Below are 20,634 nucleotides of genomic sequence, written 5' to 3' on the forward strand. Positions count from 1 at the left end.
ACGGCCGCCGAGGCCGGCGTCGAGCACGTCCGACGCAGCCCACCGCGGACACCGCGCCGCATCCCCATCCGAACCCCCGCGCACCGCCGCCGAACCGAACTGGAGCCACCAGGTGACCACCCTCCGACTCGCCATCGTCGGCGCCGGCCCCGCGGGGATCTACGCCGCGGACATCCTCCTCAAGGAGGCGCGCGGATTCGACATCTCGATCGACCTGTTCGAGCAGCTGCCCGCGCCGTACGGCCTCGTCCGCTACGGTGTCGCGCCGGACCACCCTCGCATCAAGGGCATCGTGAACGCGCTGCGGGACGTCCTCGACCGGGGCGACATCCGCGTCTTCGGCAACGTGGAGTTCGGGACGGACATCACCCTCGACGACCTGCAGCAGCACTACAACGCCGTCATCTTCTCGACGGGGGCGGTCAAGGACGCCGACCTCGACGTCCCCGGGATCGAGCTCGACGGCTCGTACGGTGCCGCGGAGTTCGTCAGCTGGTTCGACGGCCACCCGGACGTCCCCCGCACCTGGCCCCTCGACGCGGCGAGCGTCGCGGTGATCGGCAACGGCAACGTCGCGCTCGACGTCTCGCGCATCCTCGCGAAGCACGCCGACGACCTGCTGCCGACCGAGATCCCGGCGAACGTGTACGACGGGCTCAAGTCCTCACCCGTCACCGACGTCCACGTGTTCGGCCGCCGCGGTCCCGCCCAGGTCAAGTTCACGCCGCTCGAGCTCCGTGAGCTCGGCGAGGTCCCGGACGTCGACATGGTCGTGTACGACGAGGACTTCGACCACGACGAGGCCTCGAAGACCGCGATCGCCACCAACAAGCAGGTGATGGTCATCGACCGCGTCCTGCAGCAGTGGCGGACGCGGGAGACCGGGACCGCCTCGCGTCGTCTGCACCTGCACTTCCACGCCAAGCCACTCGAGATCGTCGGGGACGCCGGGCGCGTGGCGGCGATCCGGTACGAGCGCACCCGGCCGAACGCCCAGGGCGGCATCGACGGCACGGGCGAGGTCCGGGAGATCCCGATCCAGGCGGTTTACCGCGCCGTCGGCTACTTCGGGTCCGCGCTGCCCGGCGTGCCCTTCGACGCGGCCCACGGAGTCATCCCGAACCACGAGGGCCAGGTGCTCGACGAGGACAACCGGCAGATCCCGGGCATGTACGCCACCGGGTGGATCAAGCGCGGCCCGGTCGGTCTGATCGGACACACCAAGTCGGACGCGATGGAGACGGTGCAGCACGTGCTCACCGACCAGGCGAGCTGGTGGACACCGGCGGACCCGAGCCCGGCGGCGATCCCGGCGCTCCTCGCCGCGCGGGGCGTGGCGTACACCGACCTCGACGGTTGGCACGCCCTGGATGCGCACGAGATCCGCCTCGGGGAGCCGGAGGGACGTGCTCGGGTCAAGGTCGTCCCGCGGGACGAGATGGTGCGGGTGTCGCGCGGGGAGTCGGTCGAGCAGGGCTGACGCCGCCCCGCGTTCCCCGTAGTCTGTCGCCATGGACACCAGGCGGCAGCCCGAGCCGCACCGTGCCAGCCGTCTCGTCGGCATCGACGTCGCACGGTCCCTGGCGCTCTTCGGCATGATCGCAGCACACATCGGCAACATCCCCGAGGTCATCGACTGGGGGCAACCCGGCACGTGGCTCGGCGTCGTGGACGGTCGCTCCGCGACGCTCTTCGCGGTGCTCGCCGGCGTGTCCGTGGCGCTCGTGACCGGGCGGCAGCACCCCGTGTCGGGGACGGCGTTGGCGCATGCCCGTGTCCGGCTGTCCATCCGTGCGGTCACGCTCGTGGCGATCGGACTGCTGCTGATGGCCTTGAACGCGCCCGTCGCGGTGATCCTCCCGACGTACGGGCTCCTGTTCCTGCTGTCGCTGCCGCTCCTCCGGGTGCGACGTCGGTGGTTGCTCGTCGGTGTCGGCGTCACCGTGCTCGCGTCCATCCCGGTCGCGGCGATCGTGTCCCCGCTGTTCGACCACGCGTCGTCCTACACCGCGCAACTCGGTCTCATCTACCCGCCGGTGACGTTCCTCGGGTTCCTCCTCGTCGGCTTGGCGGTCGGACGCAGCGACCTGACGAGCAGGGTCGTGCAGCGGACGCTGCTGTGGCTCGGCACCCTGCTCGCCGTGGTGGCCTACACGGCGGGCGAGGTCATCGCTCCGATCGACCCGAAGGCCGCCGCCTACCCGGGCGTCCCGTCCACCGAGGGCGCCACCACCACCGGACAGGCGATCGTCTCGGCCTTCCTCACCCCTCGGGACCACTCGGCGTCGATCGTCGACATGGTCGGCAGCATCGGTGTCGCGATCGCCGTGATCGGCCTGGCATCGCTGCTGTTCACCGACCGGACCAGTCCGGTCGCGCGGCTCGTCGGACGGCCGTTCGCGGCGGTGGGCAGCATGCCGCTGTCGATCTACGCGCTCCACATCGTCGTCATCGCGATCCTCGTCGACACGACACCGCCGTGGTTCGACTACGGGGCGCCGATCGTCTGGGACTTCATCGTCGGAGCGGTCGTGTTCGCGCTCCTGTGGACACAGTTCATCGGTCGCGGTCCGTTCGAGACGCTCCTCGCGTGGCTCACCCGCGGCGTCGGACGTCGGCCCGGTGGCGGGCTCCCGGCCGCGCCGCCTGCGTCCGCCCCCGCGGAGCCGGTGGAGCCCGCCGGCCCGTAGCCGGGCCTCCCGTCCGAGCGGAGGCGCCGGGCGCCTACTGCAACGCCGCGGTCAGCCTGGCCACGTTGTCGAGCACCTGCGACCGTGTCGGCCGCTGCAGCCATTCGTCGAGCGTGATCTCGAAGCTGTCGTCGCGGTACGCCTGCTGCACCTTGGCGAGCTGTTCGACGAACTTGTGCCCGCGGATCATCACCGAGATCTCCAGGTTCAGGCTGAAGGACCGCATGTCCATGTTGCTCGACCCGATCACCGAGACGCTGTCGTCGATCGTGAAGAACTTGGAGTGCAGGATCGTCGGTTGGTTGTAGAGGTAGATACGGACGCCGGCGCGGAGCAGGCCCTCGTAGTAGGAGCGCTGAGCGTGCCAGGTCATCGTGTGGTCGCCGATCTCGCCGACGAACAGCTCGACGTCCACGCCCCGCTGTGCACAGGTGGTCACCGCGTAGAGCATGGACTCGTCCGGGACGAAGTACGGGCTGACGATCGACACCCGGTCCTGCGCCGCGTAGAGCAGGGCGTTGAACAGACGCAGGTTGTTCTCGCCGTCGAACCCGGGTCCGGACGGCACGACCTGTGCGTCGAGCATGTCGGGCTGCTGCTCGGCCCGCTGCACGGGTTCGCGTTCCCGGAGCAGCTCGTCGGTCTCGCTGTACCAGTCGGTGATGAAGAGGGCGTTGATGCCGGCGACGATCGGCCCCTCGAACCGCGCCATGAGGTCCTTGTAGCGGAGCCCCCGGGTGATGTGCGACTTGACGTCGTAGGTGTCGTCGATGAGGTTCTGTGACCCGGTGAAGGCAACCCGGCCGTCGATGACGAGGATCTTGCGGTGGTTCCGGAGGTCGGGGCGTTGGAACTTGCCCTCGAGCGGGAGGATCGGGAGCATCAGGTGCCACTCGGCGCCCATCGCGGTCAGGCGCGACCGGGTCTCGCGGTAGCCCGGGTAGCCGCGGCTCGCGATGTGGTCCATCAGGAACTTGACCTTGACCCCGCGCTGGATCGCCTGCTCGAGCGCGTCGAAGAACGGCTCAGTCGTCTCGTCGATCGTCGCGATGTAGAACTCGACGTGCACGAACCGCTCGGCCTCGTGCACCGCCGCGGTCATCGCCCGGACGGACCCGTGCGAGTCCGGGAACAACTCGGCGGTGTTGCCGCCGACGAGCGGCATCGCCCCGAGCGTCCGGTTCAGTTCGACGACACCGTTCAGCCACTTCGGCCAGGTGTCGCCCTGGGTGACGCGGTCGATGCCCTCGGTCTGCTCGAGGATGTAGTCGTTGATCTCGGACTGCTTCTCGCGGCGGGCCTTCGGGAGCTTCGTCGACCCGATGATGAGGAAGATGATGAACCCGAGGTACGGGATGAGGAAGATGGCGAGCAGCCACCCGGTCGCGGTCTGCGGCTTCCGGTTGATCGGGACGTAGATGATCGAGAACGCACGGATCGCCAGGTCCAGCAGGACGAGGAGGACGATCAGCGCGATGCCGAGCCAGTGTTCCATCGGGTGCTAGCGGAAGTTCACGAACTGCAACGGGACGTCGAAGTCGCCGCCCTTGAGCAGCGCCATGGTGGCCTGGAGGTCGTCGCGGCTCTTCGACGAGACGCGGAGCTCATCGCCCTGGATCTGGCTCTTGACGCTCTTCGGGGCGTCGCTCCGGACCAGGGCGTTGATCTTCTTGGCGACGTCCTGGTCGATGCCGTTCTTGAGCTTGGCCTCGATCCGGAACTCCTTGCCGGAGGCGTACGGGTCGCCGGCATCGAGGCTCTTCAAGCTGATGCCGCGTTTGATGAGCTTCGACTCGAAGACGTCGAGGACGGCCTTGGCGCGCTCCTCGGAGTTCGCCTTGATGAGGACGTCGTCACCGCTCCAGGCCACCGACGCGCCGACGCCCTTGAAGTCGTAGCGCTGCTCGATCTCCTTGGCCGCCTGGTTGAGGGCGTTCTCGGCTTCCATCTTGTCCACTTTGCTGACCACGTCGAAGGAGCTGTCTGCCATCGGGCCAGCGTATCGGAGACCGACGGACCCGTCCGCGGCCTGTGGAGAGCACCGCGGTTACGCTCGGACCATGCCTCCGGAGCGCGTCGTCCTCGCACCCTTCACCGACGCGCACGTGCACCTCGGGCTCGTCCCCCTCGCGGAACTCCGCGCCGGCGGCATCGCCCGGGTCGTCGACCTCGGCTGGTCGCCCACCGCGGCGGCCGGGTGGGCGGGCCTGACCGGCGTCGCGGTCGCGGGCGGACTCCTCGGCCCGCCCGGCGGCTACCCGTCCCGGGCGGGCTGGGCCCCCGCCGACGCGGCGGTGCCGGTCGCCGACGCGGACTCCGGCCGGGAGGCGGTGGTCGCGACGGCAGCGCTCGGAGCGCGGGTCGTCAAGGTCACCCTGAACGCCGACGCCGGACCCGTCTGGGGCGACGACGTGCTCCGGGCGGTCGTCGACCACGCCCACGCCGAGGGGCTGCCGGTCGCCGCGCACGTGCAGGGCGTGGGACAGGCCGAGCGGGCCGCGGACGCCGGGGTCGACGTGTTCGCGCACACCCCGTGGAGCGAGCGGCTGGACGACGGGCTCGTCGCACGGCTCGCCGGGACGACGACCTGGATCAGCACGCTCGACATCCACGGCCACGGCCGGCGGACACCGGCGTTCCGGACCGCGCAGGACAACCTCGCACGCTTCGCCGCGGCGGGCGGGGACGTCCGGTACGGCACCGACCTCGGCAACGGACCGCTGCCGCGCGGACTGAACGCGCGGGAGCTCCGGGCACTCGCCGACGCCGGGCTGCGGGGCGAGACCCTCGTCGCCGCGCTGACGACCGGGACGCAGAGCCGGTGGAACCCGTTCGCGGGCATGCCGGACGGGCTGGTGTCCGTGGTCGCGGGACCGATGCCGACCTCGTCCCGGGCCGCGGACACCGTGCGCTGGCTCGGCACCGCGCGCACCGAGACCGCCGCGCGCACCGAGACCGACGCGCGCACCGAGACCGCCACTCGCACCGAGACCGCTGCCCGCACCGAACACACCGACACCCCGGCCGACAGGAGTCCCCGATGAGCACCGTGCCCGACCACCTGACGCCGGCCGAGCTCGACGCCGCCGAGCTCGACGCCGCCGACCCGCTCGCGAGCTGGCCCGGCCGGTTCGTCCACCACGACGACGTCGTCGCGTACCTGGACGGCAACTCCCTCGGCAGGCCCCTCCGTGCCACCGGGGACCGGTTCGCCCGGTTCCTGGACGACGACTGGGGCGGTCGGCTCATCCGGTCGTGGGACGAGCGCTGGATGGCGCTGCCGACCCGCATCGGAGACCGGATCGGTGCGCTCCTCGGTGCCGCACCCGGGCAGACGGTCGTCGCGGACTCCACCACCGTGCTCCTCTACAAGACGATCCGCGCGGCCCTCGACCTCGCACGTGGTCCGGCCGGGGCGGACCGGGACGAGATCGTCATCGACGACGACCAGTTCCCGACCGACCGGTTCGTGGTCGAGGGGATCGCCCGCGAGCACGACGCGACGGTGCGCTGGATGCACGTCGACCCGGCGCGCGGTGTCACGGCGGCCGACCTGCGGGACGTCGTCGGACCGCGCACGGCCGTCGTCCTGCTCAACCACGTGTCGTACCGGTCGGCGTTCATCGCGGACATGTCCGGCCTGACGGCGATCGCCCACGACGCAGGTGCCCTCGTCGTCTGGGACCTCTGCCACTCGGTCGGCGTCGTCCCGACGGAGCTCGATGCCTGGCAGGTCGACCTCGCGGTCGGCTGCACCTACAAGTTCCTGAACGGCGGGCCGGGTGCGCCGGCGTTCCTGTACTGCCGGCAGCCGCTCCAGGCCCGCGCCGTGCCGCCGATCCAGGGGTGGATGGGCGCCGCGGACGTCTTCGCGATGGGACCGTCCTACGACCCGGCACCCGGCATCGGCCGGTTCGTGAGCGGGACGCCGCCGATCACCGGGATGCTCGCGATGCAGGACATGCTCGACGCACTCGAGACGGTCGGCATCGACGCCGTCCGTGCGAAGTCCGTCGCCCTGACGGAGTACGCGATCCGGCTCGCGGACGAGGTCCTCGGGCCGTTCGGGGTCGAGGTCGTGAGCCCGAGGGACGCCGCCGTGCGGGGGAGCCACGTCATGCTCCGGCACCCGGACTTCCGCGAGGTCGTCGCCCGGCTCTGGGAGCGCGGCGTCGTGCCGGACTTCCGGAACCCCGACGGGTTGCGCGTCGGCCTGTCGCCGCTCAGCACCACCTTCGCAGAGGTCGCCGCCGGTCTCGGCGCGATCCGCGACGCGCTCGCCGCGGTCCCGGCGCGATGACGCCGGACGGGAGGCGCGGGACGGGCCCGCACCGCACCTCCCGTCCGTCACAGGTCCCCACCCGTGGTCCGGAGCGCGCGCACGATCCGGTATGCTTTCTCCGCGCCTTCGGTCGGTGACCACACGGGTCGGGTGCGCACCTGGCAAGTTACCCAAGCGGCCAAAGGGATCTGACTGTAAATCAGCCGGCGTAGCCTTCGGGGGTTCGAATCCCTCACTTGCCACACCAGAGAGCCCGTCCGACAGGACGGGCTCTTCGTCTTCCACGATCGGATCATCCATGTCCCACGACGTCACCGCACTCGCCGACCTCGCCGAGACGATCGCGCTCGAGGCCGCCGAACTCGCCGCCCGTCGGCGCCGCGAGGGCGTTCGGGTCGCCGACCGGAAGTCGAGCATCGTCGACGTCGTCACCGCCGCGGACCAGGAGGTCGAGGCGCTCGTCCGGGCCCGGATCGCGCACCACCGGCCGGACGACGGGTTCCTCGGCGAGGAGTCCGGAGCGGAGCGCGGGACGTCCGGGCTGACCTGGGTCGTCGACCCCATCGACGGAACCGTCAACTACCTGTACGGCAACCCGATGTACGGCATCAGCATCGCCGTCGTCGCGGGGGAGCCGGACCCGGCGTCGTGGACACCGGTCGCCGGCGTCGTCGTCGCCCCGTCGATGGGTGACGTCTTCCGCGCCGAGCACGGCCGCGGTGCGACCCGCAACGGTATTCCGCTGCGGGTCGGGGGTCCCGCGTCCCTGGCCGAGTCGCTCGTCGCCACCGGGTTCGCCTACACGGCCGAGCGGCGCGTCGCGCAGGTCGAGGTGCTCGGCGGGCTCATCGCGGACGTCCGTGACATCCGTCGGATGGGTGCGGCGTCACTCGACCTGTGCGCGGTCGCGAGCGGTGTCGTCGACGCCTACTACGAGCGCGGCATCAACCCCTGGGACATGGCCGCCGGTGCGATGGTCGCCGCCGAGGCGGGTGCCGTTGTCACCTCGTGGGAGTCCGGCGACGCGCGGGTCCACGTCGTCGCCGCACCCACGATCGCGGCGGAGTTCACCGCGCGGATCCGATCCCTCGACGCCGGACGCTGACCGGTCCGGCGGCGGACGCTGACCGATCCGGCGCCCTCCACAGCGGCAGGACACCCGGACTGGGGCGACGCGCGCGGGGGTCGACGACTGGCGGGCGACCGGTTGGCCTGTTACCGTTCTCAGGTCCGTTACCAGCTCGTTACCCGCCGAGCACCCCCACTCCGATGAGGATCCTGCCGCCATCGCCATGCCATTCGACGTCACCGACAGCCCTGCAGCTCCGCATCCCGTGCTCGCGGACCCGGCGTCCTCGGCCCCGGGAACCGCACACGGGACCGTCGGGTTCGCCGATGCCGCGCCCATGACCCGGCGGGAGCGGATCGCTGCCGAGCGGCTCGCCGCCGGGCTCGCGCCGCGCCCGGACCGTGCAGTGCAGCCCGCCGTGGTGGCCGGTGTCCCGGTGTCGCCGGACGTCGTCGTGCCCGCAGCGGCGCGTCCGGTGTTCGCGGATGCCGCGCCGGTGTCGCCGGACGTCGTGGCGATCCTCCCGGTCGCTGCGCCGGAGTCGGCGGCTGCGCCGGAGTCGGTCGCTCCGCCGGGATCCCCTGCTGCGCCGGAGTCGGTCGCTGCGCCGGAATCCCCTGCTACGCCGGAGTCGGTCGCTGCGCCGGCCGTCGATCGTCGCGCTGCCGGCACCGCGGTCCGCCGCGCGACCGTCGCGCCCTCGCCGTCGGCGTCTGCGCGCCGCGGATCGGCGTCGCGCCGCGGAGCCGCCTTCCGCCGGACCGCATCGGGCGTCACCGGCGCCGTCGTCCTGGCCGTCGTGGCCGGGATGGTCGTCGGTACCTCGGTCCCGGCCCAGGCGTTCTACACGCCGACGCAGATCCAGGGCCTGCGCGACGTCTCCTCGGCGAAGGCGCAGTCGCTCGAGGTCGGCGCGGGTGGCGTCACCAGCGCCACCGACGCGGGACGCGACACCTACTCCGTGACCGAGGCCGCAGCGAAGCCGCAGAACACCGCGAACACGTTCACGAACAACCCGGACGGCACCATTCAGTGGCCGTTCCCCACCGGCGTCCCGATCTCCAGCGGCTTCGGTGCCCGGAACGTCGAGGGCTGCTCGTTCTGCTCCACCTTCCACCAGGGCGTCGACTTCGCGCCCGGCGCCGGCACACCGATCCACTCCGTCGCGGCGGGTGTCGTCACCAAGGTCAAGGCCGACGACGGCGGCTACGGCAACGACGTCTGGGTCGAGCACGACGTCGACGGCAAGCAGTTCGTCAGCGTCTACGGCCACATGAAGGACAACTCGTTCACGGTCGTCGAGGGTCAGGAGATCGCCGTCGGCGCCGAGCTCGGCGAGGTCGGCAGCACCGGCAACTCGACCGGGCCGCACCTGCACCTCGAGATCCACGTGAACGGCGTTCCCGTGGACCCGATCGCCTGGCTCACCGCGAACGCGAACTAGCCCCCGGACCGGGGGTGCGCGCCGCGCCCGGGAGTCATGGTGAGTTCATGACCACCCCCGTGGCTCTGCTATCCTCGTACGGTGCCGATCGCGGTGCTGCTCCGGCAGACCGCGTCGATCACGCCCCGATAGCTCAGTGGTAGAGCACTTCCATGGTAAGGAAGGGGTCGTCAGTTCAATCCTGACTCGGGGCTCCGACACGCAGCAGTACTGCTCCCGGAGCGGCACCGGTGCCGTGTCCGCGGCGGGGTAGCTCAGTTGGTTAGAGCACACGGCTCATAATCGTGGTGTCGCGGGTTCAAGTCCCGCCCTCGCTACTCGCAAGACCCTCGGATGGCGGTCGTCGAGATGGTGACCGATGGGGTCTCGGCTCATCGGATCGCGTCCGACATGCCGCCATTGCCCGGGTCGCCGGGCGACTTCCTGCGATCGATCCGGCCATCGCCAGCGGGTGTCGCCAGCGGGTGTCGTCCCGGCAGACCTCAGGCGACGATCTGGACGATCGTCCCGAGCGGCAGCGCGTCGACGGCGTCCACGGCGGTGCCGTCCAGCCGGACGCACCCGTGTGAGATCGCTCCCCGGGCGACGGACTGGTAGTGCACGCCGATGAGTCCGCCGTCCTGGCCGCCGTACGGTTCGTCCGCAGCGGCCGAGTGCAGCGTCGTCAGCTGGATGGGATGCGTCGTCTGCTGTTGCGCCGGGTCGAGGTACCGGGCCTGGATGTACCCGATGACGCCCGTGGGGGTCGGGGTACCTGTGGCGCCGACGCCTGCCGGGAACTCCTCGACGGTCGTGCCGTCGGCGTGCACGATCGACAGGGTCTGCTTGGCGGCCGAGATGACGACGTGGTCCTCGAGTGAGGTCTTCTTCCGGAGCAGGTCCCGCCGGACCCAGGCGGCGCTCTGCGCTGCGGCCCCGCCCTTCGTCACGGATGGCAGTGCCTGGCGGGCCGGGGTCATGATGAGCGCCCAGGCGCCGGAGACCTTGACGGGGACGACGACCGTCGGTGTGCCGAGGAAGTTGTCGGCCGAGAGTCGGGCGACCGGCGTGGACCGGTCGTCACCGTACAGCGGGGCGTCCCTGCGGATCGTGTACGCCTCGTCGGCCGTCTTCGGGATGGTCGCCTGGTAGTAGGGCACGAGGCCACCGATCACGGCGTCGTACTGCGCCTCGGGCAGCGCGGCGACGGTGGCCCGGTTCGGCGCCGTGTACGCGTCCGCGGTGGCCGAGGCGCTCGGTCCGGAGGTCGGGGCGGTGCCGTCCGGACCGTGCTGCGCCGTGCACGCGGTGAGCCCGAACCCCAGCGCGAGGAGCATCGCGGTCACGAGCGCGGTGAGTCGATGTGGTCGTTGCGTGGTCATGAGACCGGCCTCCCTGGGGCAGCGGAACGGGGGCGCGACCTGTCGGCCGCGCCCCCGTCGATGGTGCTGTGTCCGGTGATCAGCCGGCGACGACCGGGAGCGTGCCGACGGGCGCGATCGGGCGCGGCGCGGTGCCACCCGGCGTGGTGCCGGTCACGACTGCCGGGAGCGTGATCGTGAAGTCGATCGCGTCCACGACGTCGAGGGTCGTCGGGTCGACCTCGCCGACCGTCAGGTCCTGCTGCAGCGCGGCCGAGTCGGAGAACGTGCCCGTGGTGGTCCACGTGCCGTCCGCCTCGACGAGCGTCGCCGGAGCGACGGGCTCGCCGTCGGCGTTCACCACGGCGATCGCGTCGCCCGGGGTGCCCTTGCCCGAGTAGGTCACGGTGCGCGACGGGACGGTCGAGCCGTCGGTCGGCGTGACCAGCGTCAGTGCGGAGGTCGGCGCCGTGTCGGCCGCAGGCAGGTTGATCGTGATCGTCGTGTCGCCGGCACCGCTGCCGCCGCGCACGTCGGTCACGCGAACCGCCTGCTGCTGCGCAGCGTCGGCCGGGAAGGTGACGCTCAGCGACCAGGTCTGGTCGGCGCCGACGCGTGCGGTGTTGCCGAAGCCGCCGAGACGGTTGCCGTCCGTGTCGAGGAGGTTGATCTGGTCACCCTCCTGGCCGGTGCCGGTGAAGGTGACGGTGCGCGAGCCGACGGTGTCGCCGTTCTTCGGGCTGGTGACCGAGAACTCCGCCTGGGTGGCCTCGGCAGCGGCGGTGAAGCTCGCCTGGTCCTGGACCTGGAAGCCGTTGTTCTCCTCGAGGACGCTGTAGGTCTTCGTGTCGGTGCCGGCGCTCGCCGGGATCTCGTAGGTGAACGTCCAGTTGCCGTCGGCCGGGATCGTGGTGCGGGCGATCGGCGCCGACTGCGGGTCGATCTGCACCGTGTTGCCCGGGGTGCCCGTGCCGGACACCGTGAGGGTGCGGCCGGACACGGTGTGGCTCGTGATCGCGAAGGTCGGAGCGGGCTGCTCGGCGGCGGCGGTGACCGTGGTCGAGCCGTCCTGGTTGAGGCCGTTGAGCTGCTCGATCGTGTAAGTGTTCGAGTTGTAGTCGGTCCCGGGGATCGTGTAGGTGATCGTCCAGGAGCCGTCGGGGCTGATCTCGTGGCGGGTGTTCCGGAAGTCCTCGTCGAGCTGGATGTTCTCGCCGGGGGTTCCTTGGCCGGTGATGGTGAGCACGCGGCCGGAGACCGACTGGCTCGTGACCTTGAGGTCTGCGGGGTCTGCGTTGGCCGGGACGGCGCTGAAGGCGATCCCGCCGACGACGATCGCGGCGCAGGCAGGCAGAGCCAGCGCCTTCTTGAACCAGATGGACTTGTTCATTCTCTGACTGCTCTCTCCGTGCGACATCGCGCGGGGACGGACCGGTACTCGCCCTGAGTGCCGGGAATGTGACGCGCAGCGCGCGGACACGGGGTTCGGATCGGGAAATTCCGAGACATCGTCGGGAACGATGCCGCTGCAGCCTACAACATTCTCAGGTGTGCGGACGGGTCGATCTCGGCCCGCGCGGTCGCGCTGTCCGATGCGCGCCATGTCGGGTGTGCTCTCGATGCACGGTCCGGTCAGGGAACCCCCCAGGATCGCTGCTCGTCCGGACCGCCATGACGACAGCGGGTCCGAGCGACCGCTCCGCCCGGTCGAGGACCGTTGCCGGCGGGCGGCGAAGTCCTGACGGGTGCGGAAGACACCCCAGCCGCTGACGGGACTCCCGTCGCCCATGGACCGGTGCTGCTCCGTCCGGGCGCGGGTGGATCGGTCACTCGTCCATGGCCTCGATCGTGCGCAGGAGCATGGCGTGGTGAGCGGGGTCGGCGTCGCGGCCATCGACGACGATGGCGTCCTCGTCGACGGGCGGTTCGAAGGTCGCGGCCTGTTCGTCGAGCACGTCGTCGGTGACGTCGGACCGACTGGGCCCGCTCCGGTTGGCCCGCACGCGTTCGCGCTGGAGGGTCGTGTCGATCCGTACCCACACGAGTGCGAAGGACGCACCCGCCGCCGCCGCCGTGGAACGCCACTGGTCCCGGATGAACCGCGGCGACCCCGTGTCGTCCACCACGACGTCGTCGCCGCGCTCGAGGAGGAGACGGACGCGTTCGTGTGCGAGGCGGTTCGTCTCGGCCCACTCCTCGACCGGGATGCCCTGACCGCCGTCGAGACCACGCTCCTCGTTGATGCAGTCGAGGCTCGTGAGGTGCGCCGGCAGGTCCGATGCGAGCGCGCCGGCGACCGTGCTCTTGCCCGTGAAGGACAGTCCGCACATGAGCACCAGCACCATGGACGGATCGTACGCGACCGGCTCAGTCGACCGCCGACGCCTCGTACCCGATCAGCCACGTCACCCCGAACCGGTCACGGACCTGACCGTCGGTGTCGCCCCACGGTCGGACCTCCAGGGGATCGATGACGGTCCCACCTTCGGCGAGCGCGTCGAACCAGGCTCGGAGGGTGGGAGGTCCGGCCACGCCGAGCAGCGACATGAGCAGCCCGGTCGCGGTGAAGGGCTCGTCGTCCTCGCCCGCGTCGGCCGCGAACACCGGTACGGGTCCGGTGAGCATCCCGTGCGCGACGGCGTCGACGGGCCCGTCGGTCCGTCCGAGGTCGGCGTACGAGTGCGTGGTGACCACGCCGCCGAACGTGGCACGGTACTGCTCCAGCGCGGCCGCCGCGGTCCCGGGGAACAGGAAGTAGGGGGAGAGGCTCATGGCGCGAACCTAGACCGCGAACCGGAACCCGGACCGCTGACCGCGGACGGCGGACCGCGGGAGACCGAACGGTAGACTCCGCTCATGTCCACGACGAAGTCGACGAACCCCATCACGCTCGCGCCGGACACCCTGGCGGAGATCGCGGGGCGCGGCATCCCGGTCCCGGGCTACGACCGCTCCGGGATCACCACCGGCATCGTGCACTTCGGCGTCGGCGGGTTCCACCGGGCACACCAGGCGATGGTCCTCGACCGACTGCTCGGCGAGGGCAAGGCCCGCGACTTCGGCATCTGCGGTGTCGGGGTCCTCGAACAGGACCGTCGGATGGCCACGACGATGGCCGAGCAGGGCGGGCTGTACACGCTCGTGCTGAAGCACCCGGACGGCACCCGCGAGGCACGGGTGATCGGCAGCATCGTGGAGTATCTGCTCGCCGTCGACGACCCGGAGGCCGTCATCGAGAAGATGGCGGCGGACACCACGCGCATCGTCAGCCTGACGATCACCGAGGGTGGCTACAACTTCGACCACGTCACGGGCGCGTTCCAGCTCGACACCCCCGCGGTCGCCGCGGACCTGTCGGGCGAGCATCTCCCGCACACGGTGTTCGGGCTCGTCGTCGAGGCGCTCCGACGACGGCGGGACCGGGGCACCGCACCGTTCACCGTGATGTCGTGCGACAACATCCAGGGCAACGGGCACGTCGCCCACGACATGTTCACCGCCTACGCCCGGGCACTCGACCCGGGGCTCGGCGACTGGATCGACGAGCACGTGCACTTCCCGAACTCGATGGTCGACCGGATCACCCCGGTGACGACCGATGAGGACCGCGCGATGGTCCGCGACCTCGGGATCGAGGACGCATGGCCGGTCGTCGCGGAGCCGTTCTTCCAGTGGGTGCTCGAGGACGACTTCCCGCTCGGCCGACCGCCGTACGAGGACGCCGAGGTCCAGGTCGTCGACGACGTCGAACCGTACGAGCTGATGAAGCTGCGGCTGCTCAACGCCTCGCACCAGGGCCTGTGCTACTTCGGGTACCTCGCCGGGTACCGGTACGCCCACGAGGCGACGGCCGACCCGGCGATCGCGTCGTTCCTGCTGCGCTACATGGACGACGAGGCCACCCCGACCCTCCAGCCGGTCCCGGGGATCGACCTCGACGACTACAAGCACACGCTCATCGAGCGGTTCCGCAACCCGGCGGTGCGGGACACGCTGGCGCGGCTCTGCGCGGAGTCGAGCGACCGCATCCCGAAGTGGCTGCTGCCGGTCGTCCGGGCGCAGCTCGCCTCGGGTGGCCCGATCGAACGGAGTGCCGCGATCGTCGCGTCCTGGGCGCGGTACGACGAGGCGGTCGACGAGCAGGGCGCGCCGATCGAGATCGTCGACCGGCTCGCAGACGAACTCGTGCCGATCGCCCGGTCGCAGCGCGAGCACCGCACCGCGTTCATCGACAACCGGACGGTGTTCGGGGACCTCGCCGAGGACGAGCGGTTCGTCGCGGCGTACCTCGATGCCCTCGACGGGCTCATCGCGGACGGCGCGCAGGCGACGGTGCAGCGGTTCGCATGACCGCGTAGCACTGCGCAACGGGATTCGGAGGGCGGGAATACCCGGTGGCACCATGTGGTTGCCCGGACGGCCCCACGGCACCACCTGGGGCGAGCGCCAGACCGGAGGAACCCCACCATGCACCGCCTGAGAACAGCATCCGTCGTCGCGGCATCCGCGGCCGCCCTGGCCCTGGCCCTGTCCGGCTGCAGCGGCGGATCGGGCTCGAACGGCAGCGGAGGCGCCACCGGGAAGGGTGGCACGCTGAACATCCTGACGACCGCGTCCCCGGTGCACCTCGACCCGGCGACGAGCCAGAACCTGTCGACGACGACGCTCGGGCTCATCGTCCGGCGGCTCACCACGTGGCAGATCGAGCCGGGCAAGGCCGCGAAGGTCGTCCCGGACCTCGCCACGAACACCGGCACGCCGAGCGACGGCGGGAAGACCTGGACGTACGAGCTGAAGAAGGGCGTCGAGTTCCAGGACGGCAGCGCCATCACGACCCAGGACATCAAGTACGGCATCGAGCGCTCGTTCGCGTCGACGCTGACGGGTGGCCTCAGCTACCACAAGTCGCTCCTCGTCGGCGGGGACGCGTACCGGGGTCCGTTCGACGGCGGGTCGCTCGACAGCATCGCGACCCCGGACGACCGCACCATCGTCTTCCACCTGAACGCGGCGTACGGCGACTGGCCGTGGATCGCATCCATGCCGGCGTTCGCCCCGGTGCCCGAGGGCAAGGGTGACCCGAACACCTACGACAAGGACCCGGTGTCGTCCGGCCCCTACCAGGTGCAGTCGAACCAGCAGGGCTCCGAGCTGACCCTGGTCCGGAACAAGTACTGGAGCGCGAAGACCGACTCGGTCCGGACCGCGGGCCCGGCGAAGATCGTCTTCAAGGAGGGCCAGGACCAGTCCACCGCGACGCAGACCCTCATCGCCGACTCCGGGGACGCCAAGGACTCGTTCTCCGCGACGTACCTCGGCGCCGCGGAGCTCAACCAGGTCCGGCAGAACCCGTCGGCCGCGGACCGCGTCGCGACGAGCAAGGCCGGCCCGCTCACCTACCTCGCGATGAACACCCAGAAGGGCGCGCTCGCCGACCTCAAGGTGCGCCAGGCGATCGAGTACGCCACGGACAAGCGGGCGTTCCGCATCGCCTCGGGTGGTGCGCAGGCCGGCACGTACGCCTCGACGCTCATCACGCCGGGCATCGCGGGCCGCAAGGACTACGACCTGTACGAGGCGCCAGCATCAGGGAACGTGGCGAAGGCCGAGTCGCTCCTCAAGTCGGCCGGGCACGCGAGCGACCTCGACCTGACGCTCCTCACGCAGAACGACCCGTCGTTCCTCGCCCAGGCGCAGGCGCTCCAGCAGGGCCTCAAGCGCGCCGGCATCACGGTGACGCTGAAGCCCGAGGACGCCGACTCGTTCTACACGGACGCCACGAACGACGATTCGTACGACCTCGTGCTGTACAGCTGGCAGCCCGACTTCCCGAGCGCGAACGCCAACATCCAGCCGCTCTTTGCCTCGTCCCAGATCGGCAGCGGCGGCAACAACGTGTCGCACTACGCGAACCCCGACGTCGACGCGCTCATCGCGACGGCAACGGCGACCGTCGACACGGCCGATGCGCAGGCCATCTGGGCCCAGGTGGACCGGAAGATCATGCAGGACGCGCCAGTCGTCCCCCTGACGTACGCGAAGCAGTCGTTCCTGCACGGCTCGAACGTCCGCGACTTCCAGATCGCGGACTTCCCGGCGTACCCGAACTACCTCAAGGTCACCCTGAGCAAGTGAGCCCGACGCAGCAGCACGACCGACCCGTCCTCGCCGTCCGGGATCTCCGGGTCACGTTCGCCGGTGGCCGTCCGGTCGTCGACGGCATCGGGTTCGAGCTCCGCCGCGGCCGGGTCCTCGCGCTCGTCGGCGAGTCCGGTTCCGGCAAGTCGGTGTCCGCGATGAGCGTCCTCGGGCTGCTCCCGCCGTCCGCCACGGTGTCCGGGAGCATCCGGTTCGCCCCGGACGAGGACGGGGCTGCCGTGGAGCTGGTCGGTGCGGACCACGCGACGCTCCGCCGGGTCCGGGGCGCCGGCATCGGGACGGTGTTCCAGGAGCCGATGGGCTCGTTCGACCCGGTGCTGAGCATCGGTTCGCAGATCGCCGAGGCCGTCCGCGCGCACCATGCCCGCATCGATCGCTCGGACGTCGTGGCCCGCGTCCGCGGACTGCTCCGGGCAGCAGGCATCGCCGACCCGGACCGCGTCCGTCGCGCGTTCCCGCACGAGCTGTCCGGCGGTCAGCTGCAGCGCGCGATGATCGCGATGGCGCTCGCCGGCGACCCGGTCGCGCTCATCGCGGACGAGCCGACCACGGCGCTCGACGTCACGGTGCAGGCCGGCATCCTCGACCTGCTCCGCACGCTCTGCCACGAGCGCGGCCTCGCCGTCCTCCTCATCACCCACGACATGGGCGTCGTCGCCGACGTCGCGGACGACGTCCTCGTGATGCGCCGCGGCGCGGCCGTCGAGGCGCGCCGCGCCGTCGACCTGTTCGCGACGCCGCAGGCGTCGTACACCCGTGAGCTCCTGGCGGCGGTCCCGGACCTCGACGACCCGTACCGGGCCTCCCGTCCGGCCGCTCGACCGTCCGACGGTCTGGAGGCCCGCCCCACGTCCGCCTCCGACGCTGGAGCCCCGCAGGTGGTCGCGCGCCTGCGGGACGTCGCGATCTCGTACACCGGACGGCGGGGCACGCCGGCGGTGTCCGGGATCGACCTCGAGATCGAAGCCGGCGAGGTCCTCGGGCTCGTGGGGGAGTCGGGTTCCGGCAAGTCGACGATCGGACGGGCGCTCGCCGGACTCGTCCCCGTCGTCGGAGGGACCGTCGAGGTGTCCGGCACCGACCTCCGTCGGGCGAGTCGTCGGCGACTCCGCGCGGTCCGGAGCGGGATCGGGTACGTGTTCCAGGACCCGGCGTCCTCGCTCAACCCACGGTCGAGCGTCGGCGCGGCGATCGCCGAGCCGCTCGCGCTGCACACGGAGGACACCGAGGCGGAGCGACGCGCACGGGTCGTCGAGATGCTCGAGGCCGTCCGGCTCGACGCGTCGTACGCCGACCGGTTCCCGCACGAGCTCTCCGGCGGACAGCGGCAGCGGGTCGCGGTCGCCCGCGCACTCGTGCTCCGGCCGGCGCTCCTGATCGCCGACGAGCCGACGAGCGCCCTCGACGTCACCGTCCAGCAGACCGTGCTCGAGCTCCTCGCGTCGCTCCGGGAGCGGTTCGGGTTCGCGTGTCTGCTCGTCAGCCATGACCTCGCCGTCGTCCGGCAGCTCGCCGACCGGGTCGTGGTGCTGCGGCAGGGGCGGATCGTCGAGCAGGGTCCGGCGGCGACCGTGCTGCGGGATCCCGCCGACCCGTACACGCGGATGCTGCTCGCCGCGGCGCCGGTCGCCGATCCGGCGCGCCAGGCCGTCCGACGGGCCGCGTGGCGGGAACTCACCGGGGTGGTCGCATGACCGCGGACGTCGTCGAGCTCCCGGTCGTGGCCACCGCTCGGGTCACCGGCTTCCGCGCCGTCGTCCGGAGGGTCCGCGGGGACCGCTGGGCCGTCGCGAGCGCGATCGCGATCCTGGTGTTCGCCGTGGTCGCGGTCGGCGCGCCGCTGCTCACGCTCGTGACCGGACAGGATCCGTACCGCTACCACCTCGGGGCGTTGAACGGGTTCGGCGCGCCGAGGGGCGGTGGCGGCGGCATCAGCCCGACGCACTGGTTCGGGGTCGAGCCGCTCACCGGGCGCGACCTGTTCGCGATCGTGACGTACGGTGCGCGGACGTCGCTCGGCATCGGGATCGCCGCGACCGTGATGTCCATGACCATCGGCGTGCTCGTCGGTGTGACGACCGGGTTCTTCGGCGGGTGGTACGACCGCGTCATGAGCCGGGTCGTCGACGTGATGTTCGGGTTCCCCTCCCTCGTGTTCATGATCGCGCTCACGGCGGTCGTCTCCGGGGGCTTCCCGAGGCCGCTGCTCGTCGTGCTCGTCATCGGGTTCTTCGGGTGGCCCTCGATCGCCCGGGTCGTCCGGGGACAGACGCTGTCGCTCCGGGAGCGCACCTTCGTCGTCGCGTCGCGGGCCATGGGTGCCGGTCCGTGGCACGTCATCGTGCGGCAGCTGCTGCCGAACCTCGCCGCGACCATCAGTGTCTACGCGACGATCTCGATCCCGTCGATGATCGGCGCCGAGGCGGCGCTGTCGTTCCTGAGCGTCGGGGTGACGCCGCCGACGCCGTCATGGGGTCGCACCATCGGCGACGCCGTCGGCTGGGTCCAGACCGACCCCATGTACCTCGTGTTCCCGGGAGTCGCGTTGTTCGTCATCACCCTCGCGTTCAACCTGCTCGGCGACGCGCTCCGCGACGCCCTCGACCCGCGGGGCGTCCGGTGAGCACGCTCCGGTTCGTCGTCCTCCGGCTGCTCGGCGCCGTCGTGGTGCTGTTCGTCGTCGCGGCCGTCACGTACGCGCTGTTCACCCTGCTGCCGACGGACGCCGCCCGTTCGATCTGCGACAAGCCGTGCACACCGGCGCGCCTCCAGCAGGTGCAGGCCTTCATCGGCACGGACCTGCCGTGGTGGCAGCAGTTCGCCGGGTACCTCGGCGGGATCGTCGCCGGGCGGTCCTTCGGATCGGGGTCGACCGCGATCCAGTGCGCCGCGCCGTGCTTCGGCTACTCGTTCCAGCTGCACGAGAGCGTCACGACGCTGATCCTCTCGCGACTCCCCGTCACGGCGTCCATCGCGGTCGGTGCGGCAGTGCTCTGGCTCGTCACCGGGGTCGCCGGCGGCGCCGCCTCGGCACTGCGCCGCGGGTCCCTGCTCGACCGGAGCGTCATGACGATCGCGGTCGCCGGGGTGTCGGCGCCGGCGTACCTGGTGGGGTTGCTCGCGATCCTGCTGTTCGGGTTCGTCCTCCGGGTCCTCCCGACGGGCGGGTACGTCGCGTTCGCCGACGACCCCGTGCAGTGGTTCCTCCACCTGGTGCTCCCGTGGTGCGTGCTCGCGTTCCTGAGCGCCGCGATCTACGCGAGGCTCACCCGCGGGGAGATGCTCGAGGTGATGGGCCAGGACCACATCCGCACCGCCAGGGCGAAGGGACTCACCGAGTCCCGTGTCGTCGTGCGCCACGGGCTCCGGAACGCGCTGCTCCCCGTCGTGACCCTGTTCGGGCTCGACCTCGGGACGCTCCTCGGCGGGACCGTGATCACCGAGAAGGTCTTCTCGATGCAGGGGATCGGCGCGCTGCTCATCGACGCCGTGCATTCGCTCGACCTGCAGGTGGTGGTCGGGTTCACGCTCTTCTCCGCGTTCCTCATCGTCGCCGCGAACCTGCTCGTCGACCTGTTCTACGGGGTCATCGACCCACGGGTGCGCGTCCGCACGTGAGCGCCAGCGGTCGAGGTCCCCGCACTCGGTAG

The 20,634-nt window shown here is 71.1% G+C and carries 17 protein-coding genes and 3 tRNA genes; 14 read left to right on the plus strand and 6 right to left on the minus strand.

Annotated elements, in window-relative coordinates:
* Positions 1-112 precede the first annotated feature (112 nt).
* Both ACO0E0_RS02670 and ACO0E0_RS02675 read left to right on the plus strand, forming a co-directional pair.
* The gene (locus ACO0E0_RS02670) at positions 113-1,480 is read left to right on the plus strand and encodes an FAD-dependent oxidoreductase (RefSeq protein WP_422869844.1); all 1,368 of its coding nucleotides are present in this window, start codon (positions 113-115) and stop codon (positions 1,478-1,480) included.
* Positions 1,481-1,511: 31 nt separating this feature from the next.
* Positions 1,512-2,690 (plus strand): DUF418 domain-containing protein, encoded by a 1,179-nt coding sequence (locus ACO0E0_RS02675; protein ID WP_422869845.1) that lies wholly within the window; start codon positions 1,512-1,514, stop codon positions 2,688-2,690.
* A 34-nt stretch (positions 2,691-2,724) separates the two neighbouring features.
* Here the strand turns inward: ACO0E0_RS02675 and cls are convergent, their stop codons facing one another.
* Both cls and ACO0E0_RS02685 read right to left on the minus strand, forming a co-directional pair.
* Positions 2,725-4,185 (minus strand): cardiolipin synthase, encoded by a 1,461-nt coding sequence (cls, locus tag ACO0E0_RS02680; RefSeq protein ID WP_422869846.1) that lies wholly within the window; start codon positions 4,183-4,185, stop codon positions 2,725-2,727.
* A gap of 6 nt (positions 4,186-4,191) precedes the next feature.
* Positions 4,192-4,680: a YajQ family cyclic di-GMP-binding protein gene (locus ACO0E0_RS02685; protein ID WP_422869847.1), complete on the minus strand. Its 489-nt coding sequence runs from the start codon at positions 4,678-4,680 to the stop codon at positions 4,192-4,194.
* Between the two features lie 70 nt (positions 4,681-4,750).
* On the opposite strand from ACO0E0_RS02685, the gene ACO0E0_RS02690 reads away from it, so the two are divergent.
* The 7 genes from ACO0E0_RS02690 to ACO0E0_RS02720 all read left to right on the plus strand — a co-directional run bounded on the left by ACO0E0_RS02690 (position 4,751) and on the right by ACO0E0_RS02720 (position 9,802).
* A complete protein-coding gene (locus ACO0E0_RS02690; protein ID WP_422869848.1) occupies positions 4,751-5,734 on the plus strand; it encodes an amidohydrolase family protein in 984 nt (327 codons plus the stop codon).
* Entirely contained in the window at positions 5,731-6,990 is a 1,260-nt protein-coding gene (locus tag ACO0E0_RS02695) for a kynureninase (RefSeq protein WP_422869849.1), read from the plus strand. Before ACO0E0_RS02690 ends, ACO0E0_RS02695 begins: the two co-directional genes overlap by 4 nt.
* A gap of 142 nt (positions 6,991-7,132) precedes the next feature.
* A tRNA-Tyr gene (locus tag ACO0E0_RS02700) sits at positions 7,133-7,214 on the plus strand.
* Between the two features lie 56 nt (positions 7,215-7,270).
* Positions 7,271-8,077, plus strand: coding sequence for an inositol monophosphatase family protein (locus ACO0E0_RS02705; RefSeq protein WP_422869850.1), 807 nt, complete (start codon positions 7,271-7,273; stop codon positions 8,075-8,077).
* Between the two features lie 187 nt (positions 8,078-8,264).
* Positions 8,265-9,485 (plus strand): M23 family metallopeptidase, encoded by a 1,221-nt coding sequence (locus tag ACO0E0_RS02710; RefSeq protein WP_422869851.1) that lies wholly within the window; start codon positions 8,265-8,267, stop codon positions 9,483-9,485.
* A gap of 122 nt (positions 9,486-9,607) precedes the next feature.
* A tRNA-Thr gene (locus tag ACO0E0_RS02715) sits at positions 9,608-9,679 on the plus strand.
* Between the two features lie 49 nt (positions 9,680-9,728).
* Positions 9,729-9,802 (plus strand) — tRNA-Met (locus ACO0E0_RS02720).
* A 165-nt stretch (positions 9,803-9,967) separates the two neighbouring features.
* On the opposite strand, the gene ACO0E0_RS02725 is transcribed toward ACO0E0_RS02720, so the two are convergent.
* The 4 genes from ACO0E0_RS02725 to ACO0E0_RS02740 form a co-directional block, all read right to left on the minus strand.
* Complete coding sequence (locus tag ACO0E0_RS02725; protein WP_422869852.1) at positions 9,968-10,846, minus strand: L,D-transpeptidase; 879 nt, start codon at positions 10,844-10,846, stop codon at positions 9,968-9,970.
* Between the two features lie 79 nt (positions 10,847-10,925).
* Positions 10,926-12,215, minus strand: coding sequence for a hypothetical protein (locus ACO0E0_RS02730; RefSeq protein ID WP_422869853.1), 1,290 nt, complete (start codon positions 12,213-12,215; stop codon positions 10,926-10,928).
* 436 nt (positions 12,216-12,651) lie between these two features.
* Positions 12,652-13,170 (minus strand): P-loop nucleotide/nucleoside kinase family protein, encoded by a 519-nt coding sequence (locus tag ACO0E0_RS02735; protein WP_422869854.1) that lies wholly within the window; start codon positions 13,168-13,170, stop codon positions 12,652-12,654.
* A 22-nt stretch (positions 13,171-13,192) separates the two neighbouring features.
* Complete coding sequence (locus tag ACO0E0_RS02740; RefSeq protein ID WP_422869855.1) at positions 13,193-13,597, minus strand: VOC family protein; 405 nt, start codon at positions 13,595-13,597, stop codon at positions 13,193-13,195.
* Positions 13,598-13,681: 84 nt separating this feature from the next.
* On the opposite strand from ACO0E0_RS02740, the gene ACO0E0_RS02745 reads away from it, so the two are divergent.
* From ACO0E0_RS02745 to ACO0E0_RS02765, 5 genes are all read left to right on the plus strand, one after another.
* Positions 13,682-15,175, plus strand: a complete 1,494-nt coding sequence (locus ACO0E0_RS02745) for a mannitol dehydrogenase family protein (RefSeq protein ID WP_422869856.1) — start codon at positions 13,682-13,684, stop codon at positions 15,173-15,175.
* A gap of 117 nt (positions 15,176-15,292) precedes the next feature.
* Positions 15,293-16,960: an ABC transporter substrate-binding protein gene (locus ACO0E0_RS02750; RefSeq protein ID WP_422869857.1), complete on the plus strand. Its 1,668-nt coding sequence runs from the start codon at positions 15,293-15,295 to the stop codon at positions 16,958-16,960.
* Positions 16,957-18,678, plus strand: coding sequence for a dipeptide ABC transporter ATP-binding protein (locus tag ACO0E0_RS02755; RefSeq protein WP_422869858.1), 1,722 nt, complete (start codon positions 16,957-16,959; stop codon positions 18,676-18,678). Before ACO0E0_RS02750 ends, ACO0E0_RS02755 begins: the two co-directional genes overlap by 4 nt.
* Positions 18,675-19,607 carry an ABC transporter permease gene (locus ACO0E0_RS02760; RefSeq protein ID WP_422869859.1) on the plus strand — a complete coding sequence of 311 codons (933 nt, stop codon included), beginning with the start codon at positions 18,675-18,677 and terminating at the stop codon, positions 19,605-19,607. The genes ACO0E0_RS02755 and ACO0E0_RS02760 overlap by 4 nt, the downstream gene beginning before the upstream one ends.
* A complete protein-coding gene (locus ACO0E0_RS02765) occupies positions 19,604-20,602 on the plus strand; it encodes an ABC transporter permease (protein WP_422869860.1) in 999 nt (332 codons plus the stop codon). Before ACO0E0_RS02760 ends, ACO0E0_RS02765 begins: the two co-directional genes overlap by 4 nt.
* Positions 20,603-20,634: the final 32 nt, after the last annotated feature.

Source organism: Curtobacterium phyllosphaerae, from assembly GCF_049341865.1.
GTDB classification, from domain to species: domain Bacteria; phylum Actinomycetota; class Actinomycetes; order Actinomycetales; family Microbacteriaceae; genus Curtobacterium; species Curtobacterium phyllosphaerae.